The 12043-nt window shown below is 46.4% G+C and carries 10 protein-coding genes and 1 riboswitch; of the genes, 7 read left to right on the top strand and 3 right to left on the bottom strand.

The window, feature by feature from the left end:
• Window positions 1-269: 269 nt before the first annotated feature.
• The 6 genes from ACQCT5_RS06535 (at window position 270) to ACQCT5_RS06510 (ending at window position 7145) form a co-directional block, all read left to right on the top strand.
• Window positions 270-1841: an ABC transporter substrate-binding protein gene (locus ACQCT5_RS06535; RefSeq protein ID WP_499640196.1), complete on the top strand. Its 1572-nt coding sequence runs from the start codon at window positions 270-272 to the stop codon at window positions 1839-1841.
• Between the two features lie 69 nt (window positions 1842-1910).
• The gene (locus ACQCT5_RS06530) at window positions 1911-2828 is read left to right on the top strand and encodes an ABC transporter permease (RefSeq protein WP_499640564.1); all 918 of its coding nucleotides are present in this window, start codon (window positions 1911-1913) and stop codon (window positions 2826-2828) included.
• A 173-nt stretch (window positions 2829-3001) separates the two neighbouring features.
• Window positions 3002-3934 carry an ABC transporter permease gene (locus ACQCT5_RS06525; RefSeq protein WP_499640194.1) on the top strand — a complete coding sequence of 311 codons (933 nt, stop codon included), beginning with the start codon at window positions 3002-3004 and terminating at the stop codon, window positions 3932-3934.
• Window positions 3935-3949: 15 nt separating this feature from the next.
• The gene (locus ACQCT5_RS06520; protein WP_499640192.1) at window positions 3950-4930 is read left to right on the top strand and encodes an ABC transporter ATP-binding protein; all 981 of its coding nucleotides are present in this window, start codon (window positions 3950-3952) and stop codon (window positions 4928-4930) included.
• A complete protein-coding gene (locus tag ACQCT5_RS06515; RefSeq protein ID WP_499640190.1) occupies window positions 4931-5941 on the top strand; it encodes an ABC transporter ATP-binding protein in 1011 nt (336 codons plus the stop codon).
• Window positions 5942-6011: 70 nt separating this feature from the next.
• On the top strand, window positions 6012-7145 hold the full coding sequence (locus tag ACQCT5_RS06510) for a M20 family metallopeptidase (protein WP_499640188.1): 1134 nt from the start codon (window positions 6012-6014) through the stop codon (window positions 7143-7145).
• A 277-nt stretch (window positions 7146-7422) separates the two neighbouring features.
• Here ACQCT5_RS06510 and ACQCT5_RS06505 read toward each other — a convergent pair whose 3' ends face one another.
• The 3 genes from ACQCT5_RS06505 to ACQCT5_RS06495 all read right to left on the bottom strand — a co-directional run bounded on the left by ACQCT5_RS06505 (window position 7423) and on the right by ACQCT5_RS06495 (window position 10260).
• Complete coding sequence (locus ACQCT5_RS06505; RefSeq protein WP_499640186.1) at window positions 7423-8280, bottom strand: hypothetical protein; 858 nt, start codon at window positions 8278-8280, stop codon at window positions 7423-7425.
• Window positions 8265-8816, bottom strand: a complete 552-nt coding sequence (locus tag ACQCT5_RS06500; protein WP_499640184.1) for a sigma-70 family RNA polymerase sigma factor — start codon at window positions 8814-8816, stop codon at window positions 8265-8267. The genes ACQCT5_RS06505 and ACQCT5_RS06500 overlap by 16 nt, the downstream gene beginning before the upstream one ends.
• Before the next feature lie 472 nt (window positions 8817-9288).
• A complete protein-coding gene (locus tag ACQCT5_RS06495) occupies window positions 9289-10260 on the bottom strand; it encodes a hypothetical protein (protein WP_499640182.1) in 972 nt (323 codons plus the stop codon).
• Between the two features lie 224 nt (window positions 10261-10484).
• Window positions 10485-10573, top strand: a riboswitch (cyclic di-GMP riboswitch).
• Window positions 10574-10646: 73 nt separating this feature from the next.
• Between ACQCT5_RS06495 and ACQCT5_RS06490 the strand changes: the two genes are divergently transcribed.
• Window positions 10647-11903: a DUF5667 domain-containing protein gene (locus ACQCT5_RS06490; RefSeq protein ID WP_499640180.1), complete on the top strand. Its 1257-nt coding sequence runs from the start codon at window positions 10647-10649 to the stop codon at window positions 11901-11903.
• The last annotated feature ends 140 nt before the right edge of the window (window positions 11904-12043 follow it).

The following is a 12043-nucleotide window of genomic DNA, read 5'->3' as shown; positions in this document are numbered from 1 at the left end:
CCAGATAGATTCCACCCCAACCTACCCATTTCTATAGAACTACTAAATATTTATAACTATGACAAATCTTGTAATTATTTTATTGATTTTTTATAATTTTTGGATTATTCTTTCTTTATGAAAATATTATTTAGCTTGGCTAAGTAAGTGATGGAAAATAGAACATCTGAACGTGGGAGTAAACAAATGGATGCTGCTTTCTATTTGTTTTTCTATAAAGCTTTTTTGTGAGAATGGCTTCATTTAACAACATTTAAGGGGGATGACGAATGAGAAAGAGGAAATCCATTTGGAGCTTCATGATGGTGATGGCAATCACGGCTTTACTTGTGGCAGGGTGTTCAAACAATAGCAAAACAGGGACAGATGGCAACAATGATGGAAAGACTCCGAAAAATGAAAGCAGCACGTTAACGATTGCGATGGGAACGGATATTGTGAGTTTTGATATCCACAACCATAACAACACGTCCACAGAGGCAGTACATGACAATATGTTCAACTACCTGTTCAAAAAGGATGCAAAAGGTGAAATCCATCCTGAATTGGTCGACACATTTAAGCAAATTGACGACCTGACAGTGGAAATGAAGCTGAAAGAGGGAGTTACCTTCCATAACGGCGATCCGTTGACATCAGAGGATGTAAAATTCACGCTTGAGCGTGTTGCGACTGATGATACGTTGAAGGAGTATCCGAACTATAAGCAGATTAAAGAAGTCCAAATCGTGGACGACCTTACTTTTAAAGTAGTGACGCATGCACCGGAGCCTTCATTATTTCACCGACTTTCCCGTTTGGGATCTGGAATGTTGCCTAGCAAATACATAAACGAAAAAGGCTGGGATCATTTCTTGGAGAATCCGGTTGGAACCGGTCCTTACCAGTTTAAGGAGTGGGTGAGGGATGACCGCATCGTAATGACGCCGTTCGAAAATTACTATGAAGGAAAAGCGGGTGAGTGGGATGAAGTGGTCTTCCGCGTTATTCCTGAGAACTCCACAAGAGTTTCCGAGCTGCTTACTGGTGGCGTGGATATTGCTGTCAACGTTCCTCCGGCTGATTGGGATCGCGTGAACGACAATGATGGCACGTCCATCGTTCAGGAGACATCCAATAGAACCATCATGCTGATCCTTCGATCCACAGAAGGCTATCCGACTTCTGATGTTCGTGTCCGCCAAGCTCTGGATTATGCAATTGATAATAAGGCCATTACGGAAAATGTCCTGAAGGGCGGTGGGGTGCCGACCCGTACGCGTGTAGGCCCTGGTAACTTCGGGCACAACCCGGATCTCCATGACACCTATAACTATGATGTGGATAAAGCGAAGGAACTTTTGAAAGAAGCGGGCTTCGAAGATGGCTTTGAGATGACGCTTCATGCACCGAAAGGTCGTTACCTGCAGGATGCCGAAATCACTGAAATGATCGCCGGAATGCTTGCGGCAATCAATGTAAAAGTGAACATTGAATTCATGGAATGGAGCAACTTCGTTGAGATGCGTTCTGCTAAGAAAAATAAGGACGCGTACCTATTAGGCCTTGGTAACTCCATGTTTGACGGAGCTTACTCTGTTGACTGGTACCGCGCAGAGCGTTTTGCAGGCGAGACCGACTACAAAAACGATGAAATTGAAGCGCTGTTAAAAGAATCTGCGAATAACATGGATCCTGCATCACGCGAGAAGCAGATCCAGAAAATCGAAGAGATTGCTGCGGAAGAAGTACCGCACATCATGCTTCACCAGGAAAAGATCAACATCGGTGTCAGCGACCGTATCAGCTTTGACCCGAATCCGGACGAAATGATCTATGTCCCGACTATTAAAAAGAAATAAAAACCTACACTGACCTGAAGGAGGACTGGGGATTATTCCCTGGTCCTCTACATCATAAGGAGTGAAATGATGGGCAAATACCTGGTTCGACGTCTTTTACAAATCATACCCGTTCTTTTTATCATTTCTTTTATCGTATTCTGCCTCGTCTTCGTAGCAGGTGATCCTGTTGCACTGATGCTGCCGGAAGACGCCTCCCAGGAGGACATCGATCAGCTTCGCACCTCACTTGGATTGGACAGGCCGTTTCATATTCAATATTTTACATACATGCAGGGACTCTTGCAGGGAGACTTCGGTGACTCATTCCGCTACAATGCGAGCGCACTGCCACTGGTGCTGGAGCGATTGCCGGCAACACTTGAGCTAGCGATAGCTGCGATGGTTGTCGCGATCGTCATCGCCATCCCGCTTGGCATCTGGTCTGCGACAAAGCAGAACTCCTCGCTTGATCTGCTCGCTACAGGCGGGGCAGTGCTTGGAAAAGCGATGCCGAACTTTTGGCTTGGGATTATGTTGATTCTTCTCTTCTCGGTGACGCTCGGATGGCTTCCGGTGTCGGGGCGGGGAAACTTTTCCCATCTCGTCCTGCCGGCCATCACCCTTGGCACAGGGATCGCAGCAGAGATGACAAGGCTGATCCGTTCGAGCATGCTTGAAATCCTTAATCAGGATTATATCCGGACGGCGAAAAGCAAAGGAATCCATGACTTTTTCGTTGTGAACAAGCATGCATTGCGCAACTCATTGATTCCGGTCGTGACCATCACGGCCCTTCAGACATCCACCGTAGTAGGCGGGACGCTGATCACCGAGACCATCTTTTCCTGGCCGGGACTCGGGCAGCTACTGATCCAGGCCGTCAACACAAGGGACATGGCCATCGTCCAGGCAAGCGTCTTCGTCATCGCCTTTATGGTTATTTTAATGAATCTACTAGCCGATCTAATCTACAAAGTATTAGACCCTAGAATCAAATACAACTAGAAGTGGATGTTCAAAAAGTCCGGTAAAAATAGCTTCGAATTTCTTCGTCAGCTTGCCTCTGCGCTCCGCAACATTACATAACATACGCTGCGGTGCTCGAGACTACGCTTCCTCGAACTTCTTTGCTCTTTTTATCCTCCTTTTTGAACACTCATTTGAAGGAGGGGAAGAATATGGCGGAAATCAATTTGGGGACAGGTCCCGTGTCCCACCAGCCCGTGGCAAGTGGAGCGGTCAGGACGACAGGTCCCGTATCCCGATGGGCAAGGATGCTGTTAAGAAGTAAAACGGGGACGGTAGGATTTATCATTGTTTTTTGCGTTATTGCCGTTGCGGTTTTTGCGAAGGTGCTGGCGCCTCATGACCCGAATCTCATCAATCCGGCAATGATGCTGAAGCCTCCTTTCTGGGCGGAGGATGGTACCACGGAATATTTATTGGGAACGGACAATCTCGGACGGGACATCCTGAGCCGCATCATCTATGGCTCGCAGGTGTCCTTGCTGGTTGGGATAGCGGCCGTTGTGCTGGCCGGGGCAATCGGGGTTTTCGTTGGTCTGATAGCAGGCTATTTCGGGGGATTCCTCGATAACCTTCTTATGAGAATTGTAGATTCCTTTCTTGCGATTCCTACCATTCTATTTGCGTTGGTAATCTTGAGCATTTTCGGTCCGAGTGTGACGACTCTTATCATCGTTCTGGGAATCACCAACTGGGTTACCTATGCACGGCTTGTCCGCGGGGAAGTGCTCTCCATCAAGGAGCGCGAATTTGTTAAAGCGGCAAGGTCGATCGGGGTCAGGCACTCGAAAATCATCATGCGCCACCTGCTGCCGAATGTCGTGTCGCCATTTATCGTCATCTCCACATTGAGTGTCGCGACGACCATCATTTTGGAGGCGTCACTCAGCTTCCTTGGCCTTGGCATTCAGCCGCCGACGATCTCATGGGGCGGAATCCTGAGTGACGGCAGGGATTATCTTGCGACAAGCTGGTGGCTTGCCACTTTTCCTGGTGTCGCCATCACAATCACTGTACTTGGCATCATTTTTCTTGGGGACTGGCTCCGGGACATCCTGGATCCGCGCTCCGTTACTCGCAAATAAAGGGGAGGTTGTAACGTGACAACATTGTTGGAAGTGAAAGATCTGCAAACCCATTTCAAGACGGAGAACGGAGTCATCCCATCTGTGGACGGTGTTTCTTTTTCGATAAAAAAAGGGGAAACGATCGCGGTGGTCGGCGAATCCGGCTGTGGAAAAAGCGTGACCTCCCTGTCCATCATGGGCCTAATCGGGGCAACGGGAAGCATTGAAGCAGGGTCGATCCTTTTTGAAGGAAAGGACCTGACTAAGCTCTCGAAAAAAGAGATGAGGAAGCTGCGCGGCGACGAGATCGCGATGATTTTCCAGGAGCCGCTGACGTCCTTGAATCCGTTATTCACAGTCGGGAACCAGATCTCTGAATCTATCAGACTGCATCAAGGCGCTTCCAAGCAGGAGGCGAAGGTAAAAAGTATCGAAATGCTCCGCCGAGTGGGGATTCCGAGGCCGGAGAGGGTCTATTCCTCGCATCCGCATCTATTGAGCGGCGGGATGAGGCAGCGTGTCATGATTGCGATGGCGCTATCATGCAACCCGAAACTGCTTATTGCGGACGAACCGACAACCGCGCTCGACGTGACGATCCAGGCGCAGATCCTCGAACTGATGAAGGGCCTGACCCGCGACTTTGATACATCCATTATGCTGATCACCCATGACCTAGGCGTCGTGGCGGAGATGGTCGACACTGTCATTGTCATGTACGCCGGCCAGGTGGTCGAGCACACCGATGTGTTCACGCTTTTCAGCAGCCCGAAGCACCCATACACGAAGGGGTTGCTTGATAGTACGCCAAAAATTCATGAACGGAACGAGGAGCTTTTAACGATAGAGGGTACGGTTCCGACGCCAGCTGCCATGCCAAAGGGCTGCAGATTCCAGCCGCGGTGCCCTTATGCCATGGAGAAATGCATGTACGAGGCGCCACTACTGGAGGAAACGTCCGCAGGGCACAAGGTCCGCTGCTGGCTGCATGAAGAGGGAGAGGTGGCCATCTAAATGTCAGAAGTGAAGGTAATGGAAAAGGCAGACGAATATCTGTTGGAAGTCAGAGGCCTGAAGAAATATTTTGACGTATCAGAAGGTCTTTTGAAAAGAAATAAGCAGTACTTAAAAGCAGTCGACGGCATAGACTTACTAGTAAAAAAGGGTGAAACGCTCGGTATAGTGGGGGAATCCGGCTGTGGCAAGTCCACGACAGGCAACCTCATCATGCAGCTGCTCGACAAAACGGAGGGGGAAATCATTTTCGAGGGAGAGGATTTAAGCACCCTCACTGGGGAGCGATTGCGGAAAAAGCGCGCAGAAATCCAGATGATCTTCCAGGATCCCTACTCTTCGTTGAATCCGAGAATGCGAGTTTTCGATATTATCGCAGAGCCATTGGTCACACATGGCGTGGCAAAAGGGAAGAAGCTGAAGGAAATGGTCAATGAGCTGATGGATGTTGTCGGCCTGGACCGATCCTATGCGAGGCGGTTCCCGCACGAGTTCAGTGGAGGGCAACGCCAGCGGATCGGGATTGCGCGGGCGATAGCCTTGAAGCCGAAGCTTGTGGTGTGTGATGAACCGGTTTCTGCTCTGGACGTTTCGATTCAGGCGCAGATCCTGAATCTGATGGTGAAGCTGCAGAAGGAATTCGACCTGACGTTCATTTTTATAGCGCACGGATTGCCTGCCGTCAAGCATATCAGCGACCGGATTGCCGTCATGTATCTTGGGAAAGTGGTCGAGGTCACGACGAAGGAGCAGCTATTCGATGGACCGCTTCATCCTTATACAGAGGGGCTATTGTCGGCGGTGCCTTTAGCAGACCCGACCCTGAGGGATAAGAAAAAGCGCATCATTTTAGAAGGCGACATGCCAAGCCCGGCCAATCCGCCGTCAGGCTGCCGCTTTCACCCGAGGTGTGTGTACGCACAAGACAATTGCAAAGTTGACGAACCTGAATTACGAGAAGAAAAACCCGGACATTTTGTTGCTTGTTATTACCCGTTGGTCCGGGGGTGATTGGGGGCAAGTTCCCTTGTCCCACTAGGGCGAGGGAACTGTAACCACAAATAAAGGAGATGTAAAAATAGTGGAGACGTATTTACAGCAGAGCCAAGCAGAGATGCTTCAATTGATAGAGAAACTGGTGAACATCGATAGTGGAACGTACGTGAAGGAAGGAATCGACCGCGTAGGAGCCATTTTGAAAAAGGAATATGAGAAGCTGGGCTTTACCGTTGAGGTGAGGGAAGAGGAGAAGTACGGTAATAACCTGATTGTCCAACATAGGGACGCAATTGACCCGAAAATCATTTTGGTAGCCCATATGGATACCGTCTTTCCACTCGGGACAGCCGCCGAGCGCCCGTTCAGGATAGAAGGGGACAGAGCCTACGGACCAGGTGTGGTAGATATGAAGTCCAGTCAGGTTGAGCTTTTATATGCCATCAAAGCCCTGCAGCAGTCCGGAAGCGAGAGCTACAAAAACATGCTGATCATCTTGAACAGTGATGAAGAAGTGGGATCCCCGACGTCACGGCCTTTAATAGAGGAAAAATCCCAAGGCAAGGAATACGCCCTCATCATGGAGCCTGCCCGCAAGGACGGCTCACTCGTTTCAGCGAGACGGGGCGGGGGAAGCTATACCGTTATCGTAAAAGGAAAAGCGGCACATTCCGGAATCGAGCCGCAAAAAGGGAGGAGCGCCATCCAGGAGCTCGCACATAAAGTCATCCAGCTCAATGCGCTGAGCGATTACGAAAAAGGCATCAGCGTCAACGTCGGCCTGATCGAAGGCGGTTCTTCCATTAACACCATCCCGCCAATCGCGATCGCCCATGTAGACATCCGTATTTCTGAAATTCACCAGGCCAAGTACCTGGAGGAAAAAATAAAGGAAATCTGCGCGACCACGGATGTGTCCGGCACCCAGATTATCCTGAAAGGCTCTATCAGCCGTCCGCCGATGGAGAAGAATAAGCAAACCCAGTCCCTATTGCATCTTATTGAAGAAGTCGGCAAAGAGATAGGCTTGCAGGTATTCGATACAGCAACAGGTGGTGGTTCGGACGCATCCTTCACCTCCGCAACAGGAGTCGCCACCGTTGACGGCCTCGGCCCAGTCGGAGGGAACGCCCATAGCGAGGACGAGTATTTGGAAATCAAGACCTTGCCGGAGCGGACACTGTTGTTAGCGAAGACGATTGAGCGGTTGTCGAAGTGAGACATGGGGACAGGTCCCATGTCCCTGACTGCCCCACCGATTAAAGAGCTGTCACACGTGGACTTGTGTGACAGCTCTATTTTTTTGGATTATTACACATTCTTCTTTTCTTAAAATAAACCGCCAAAAGCGCAATAAAAAGTAAATTCAACAGGATATACTAATCTTATACTATACATTTTCCCTCTTGGGGTAGACTTTCTCATCTGATGATTCAAATGTTGTAAGAATCAGTCAAAAAGACCCATAATCACCTCTGGAACGTCTTCATCCCTGATTACTCCTTTTCCTTCCCGTTATCATTGATTTTTTTCAAAAACTCTTCCAACGTTAATTCTACGGCATCATATGCTTCTTTCGTAGTAGGGCCATCCTGATGCTTTTCGGCATTCAGTAGTTTAATATTGTACAAAGAATCGCTATGGGAGGTAAAAACAATCTCTCCATCATCATAGATATTGATATTGGCTTTTAAATCAAGAATATAATCATAGGTGCCACTGTAAAAGGATGCTTCGCTCATAGGGTTGCTTTTATAGAAGGCATTCACAAAATCCACTTCTGGCTGAGGTCCATCTGTAAAAATGATGCTGAACATTTTTACTTCCTCATTCGAATAGTGGAAGATAGGACCTGGAGTGGCATCATCAATAGGTCTGTCATCAGGCTCCCCGAGGATTTCCAGCACTTCCTCCATACTATCGCCGATTCCGATTCCGCGAACTGCATCATTAGTAAGCTTAAGCTTAAAGAAGCCATCCTCTGTCTCATAGAAAATAGGTGTTTCTGTAAATGAGGTGGGAGTTTCCTCAACCGGCTCCTCCTGAACTGTCGGTGCTTCCGCATCATCGACCGGCTCTTCAGGTGCTTTATCTTCATCCGGAATGATGATGGCTGGATCATTATTTGACATTCCGGGGTCTTTTTCCGAAAAAAGATCAATCTGTGAAAGGGTGAAAATGCAGATAAGGGCAGCGGCGGCAACGAGCGCAGCGTAATAGCCGATGGGGCTTTTTCGCTTCTTTTTTACATGGATATGCTGAAATATCTTTTTCTTTTCTTCATTGGTGACTTTAACTTCTTGCAAAAGTAGGTGGTCCAAGTCTTTGTTCAGGCTTTTCAGTTGTTTTTCCATGGGTTGCCGCTCCTTTCTAATTTTGTTTTTAGCTTTTCCCGGGCTCTGAAAAGACGGGTCTTGACGGTGCTTTCATTAAGTTCGAGGATGTTTCCAATCTCTTCTATGGAGAACTCTTTATAATAGAATAAGATAATGACTTCGCGTAGTTTTATGGGAAGTTTGAGCACCTCTTGAATGAGCTCTTTCTTTTCCAAGTTGATAAAAGTATTGGATTCAGGAGTATTTAATTCTTTGATGGCAGGCTCTATTACGGCCTTGGAAGCAATATTGCGGAAGCTCCACTTTCTCAGTGCATCTTTGGATTTATTGACCGTAATTCTCATAAGCCAGGTGCGGTATGAGCTTTCCTTTCGAAAGAAGTCCAGGTGGTGATAACAGCTTATAAATACTTCCTGTATGATATCCTCGGCAAGTGAGTGATCTTTCACATATAGGTAGGCGATCCTCTTCAGTTCTGTTCCATAGTCTTCAATTAAATTTTCAAGTAAGATTTCTTTCGCTTGGTACATATCATGTTCTGCCATAGTTTCCATAATCCTCCTCCCTTCACATTATAGACGATGCTGAAAGAAAGCGGGTTCCATAAATTTATTTTTTGGTTTGTAGCTGATGAAAAATAGTTCTCTTTGCTGATAAGGGTCCTTGCTCAGGGATTTTTACGCTTATGAAGAGGCTGTCCGAGTTGAATGTCGGATGGCTTTTGTTTTTTTTGTGATGACATGATAGAGGAGGATAAAGTGGATTAATAGAAAAGGCTATTGGACTTTTTAAGAGGGCATGCAGTACAAAGAGACCGTTAGAAAGATTCTATTGGACTTTTTAAGGGAGAATGCAATGCAAAGAGGCCGTTAGAAAGGTTCTATTGGACTTTTCAAGGGGCATGCAGCACAAAGAGGTCATTAGAAAGGTTCTATTGGACTTTTCAAGGGAGAATGTCGTACAAAAAGGCTGCACAGAAAGCCATAAATTAATGCTTTTCTGGACAGCCTCACCTCGTTATTCCTTTTATTCCGCCAGTTCCGTAAATACATCATCCAAATAACCCTGGGCGAGCTCCATTGAAAAGGTTGTTTCCTCAATTTCGGTTGCGTCCTGATTATCTAGCGCTGAAGGGAACATATCCATGGAGATATAATATAAATCCATGGCAGTCATGTATTTTGCGTGTGTCTCTTTATACCTTGCAGGTACCTCAAAGCTTTGCGGCATCTTACTTAACCTTGAGATTTTCACAATGGTAACCGTTACATCGACCATCCGATTCTGGTCGTTTATTCGTGGATTTTCAAAATACTCTCCGAATCTACCGATCTCATCACCCATCATTCCTGCATGTTCTTTCATCTGGGCAATATATGCCTGTTCTAATAAAGCTTCGTCTGTGGAGTCGGTAGTATCTGTTCTTAAAGATTCTGTATCTTCTTCTCTACTAGGTTCTTTATTTTCAACCGAGAAAGGTTTACTTTCTACCTCTAAAATATAGTGATTATGGTCTTTCTTGTTGATTTTAACTGTCTTAGAGTCATGATAATATTCTTCCATTTCAGAGGGATATCCACCTAAAACAAAATTAAATAGAAAGTCCCCATTTTCTCCTTCGTATTGGACTTCCGCCTCTATGCTTAAGGTGTACTCTCCATCTTGTATCTCTACCGGCTCTTCGCCGACAAAGTAGAAATACGCCACGCTGGAAGTGTTATTCTCATTATGAATCGTATATTGCCCAACCTGCTTGGCATATTCCTTTTGAAGTTCTACATCCTTAAATGCCAAATCTTCCGGAAGATTGGAGTTGAACTCGACCTTAACTTCCGTGCCGTCCTCACTTTCATTTATGGAAAGGATGGATAGTTCAAGTGGGATGCGTTCGGTTTTCTCTGTTTTCGCCTTACCATCTTGACCACCGCATGCCACTAAAAATAGCAAACTGCAAACTGTCATGATAAACCAGCTAAACCTTTTAAAAGTAAATTTCATGATGTTGTAGTTTCCCCTTTTTATCTCTATTAATATTGTATACATCAGTAAAGGCTATCGGATTCAAGGAAGGGATACAATGGTCATTTATGGGGAGGGCACGCATGTTCTTAATCAATGAAATATACCCCCTACCCCTACTACTATTTTCCTATCTTTCGTAAAACTAACAAAAATACCTACCTAAATATTCTGCTAATATTTATACTTAAAATAACAATACGAATCCGAACGGGCAAATCTATGGAAACATGGGGACGCAAAGCTAGAGGGGCTTCTTTTACATGATGTAAAATGCCAGCCAGTTGCCGAAGAGCTACGCAGCTATTCTTCGGAGTAGCTTTTTTATGGATTTTTTATTGATACATAGTTTAGGGGGAAAATAGATGAAGAAACTTATTTTATCAACAACACTTGCTTTGACATTGACGGTCGGTACATCGGTCAGTGCAAATACTGAGGAAAACACGACGAATGCGGGGACGACACCGGATCAGTTCAGCTACTTTTTTGACCAGCTTTGGGAGGACTTGAAGCTGACGTTTACATTCAACTCTGAGGAAGAGGCGAAACTGTTGGTGGAGTTTGCCAAAGAACGCCTGGCTGAGGCTCAGCTGATGACGGAAGAGGAGAAGAAGGAGTATGTTCAGGATTTGGTGGAGGATTACTTGACCTTGCTGGAACAAGCTCAGGAAAAAGTGTCCGATGCAATGGCAGAAGAGGACCTGAAGGATGAAGAAAAAGAGAAATTGAGTGATGAGCTCGAGGAAGCTACCGAAATCAATGAGGAAATCGAAGAGCAGCTGGAGGACGAAGTAAAAGAGGAAGTCACCCAAATCCAGGACAAAGCCTATCTTGTGGCCAATGTCGTGATGGGCTATGATACAGAGCAGGTAAAATTGTTGCGTGAACAAGGATTCGGCTATGGCGAAATCGCAAAAATTATCTCCCTATCTGATATAACTGGAAAAACGGTCGAGGAAATTGCGGCTCTTCTGGAGGGTGAGGAGGCAGACCTTGAAGCATGGATGGCTGAAATGGGTATTTCCATGGCTGAAATCAAGGAATCCGCAGTCTCCAAAAAAATGACCCATGTAGAGGCGGCATTGGCTGAAGCGGTGGAAGCGGAAGATGCCAATGCAATCAAAAAACTTACGAAGAAATTGGACGTTTTGAAAAAGAAACAGGAAAAGTTCGCAGCTAAAATAGAACCGGTGGAGGAAGAGGAAGCAGTAGAAGACACGGGAGAAGCAACCGAAGAAGAGGAAGCGGCGGAAGAACAGCCTGAAGTTGTCGAGGAGACGGAGGTTGTGGAAGCACCTGAAGCGCCGGAAGAGGATGGAACGGAATCTGAAGAAAATGCTGGCACAGTAACTCCTGCTGTTGCTCAAAAGAATAAGGAACAGGCAAAGCAAAATAAAGAGCGTGCACAGGAGCAGAAAGAAGAAGCCAAGAAAAAGGAAGAGAAAGCAAGCCATAAAGAGCAGGAAAAAGAGGATAAAAATAACGACAAAGCTTCTGAAAAACAAGGTAACAGAAAGAACAATGAAGAAAACGAAAACGAAGCTGAAGAAGATGGTAATGGCGAAAATAAAGGTAAAGATAACAAAGGAAATGGTAAAGGAAAAGATGGCAGAGGGTAAATAGTTAATGTTTAAGGGGCCTGACCCCCACCGCTTTAAAGCGGTGGGGGTCAGGCCCCTTTGCGAGCTCTAAACAGTAAAAAAAGAGGCAGGTTCCCCACCGTATTTTAAAGGTGGGGAACTGCCTCTTTTGCACTAGA

The sequence above is a fragment of the Sutcliffiella halmapala genome, from assembly GCF_050107295.1.
Classification (GTDB): Bacteria; Bacillota; Bacilli; order Bacillales; family Bacillaceae_I; genus Sutcliffiella_A; species Sutcliffiella_A halmapala_A.
Note: the sequence above shows the minus strand (reverse complement) of the source record. Positions and strands in the feature narration are given on the sequence as shown.

Coding starts and splice junctions, on each gene's coding strand:
- ACQCT5_RS06535 (WP_499640196.1), top strand. CDS start 270: ATGAGAAAGAGGAAATCCATTTGGAGCTTCATGATGGTGATGGCAATC.
- ACQCT5_RS06530 (WP_499640564.1), top strand. CDS start 1,911: ATGGGCAAATACCTGGTTCGACGTCTTTTACAAATCATACCCGTTCTT.
- ACQCT5_RS06525 (WP_499640194.1), top strand. CDS start 3,002: ATGGCGGAAATCAATTTGGGGACAGGTCCCGTGTCCCACCAGCCCGTG.
- ACQCT5_RS06515 (WP_499640190.1), top strand. CDS start 4,931: ATGTCAGAAGTGAAGGTAATGGAAAAGGCAGACGAATATCTGTTGGAA.
- ACQCT5_RS06505 (WP_499640186.1), bottom strand. CDS start 8,280: ATGGAAAAACAACTGAAAAGCCTGAACAAAGACTTGGACCACCTACTT.
- ACQCT5_RS06500 (WP_499640184.1), bottom strand. CDS start 8,816: ATGGAAACTATGGCAGAACATGATATGTACCAAGCGAAAGAAATCTTA.
- ACQCT5_RS06495 (WP_499640182.1), bottom strand. CDS start 10,260: ATGAAATTTACTTTTAAAAGGTTTAGCTGGTTTATCATGACAGTTTGC.
- ACQCT5_RS06490 (WP_499640180.1), top strand. CDS start 10,647: ATGAAGAAACTTATTTTATCAACAACACTTGCTTTGACATTGACGGTC.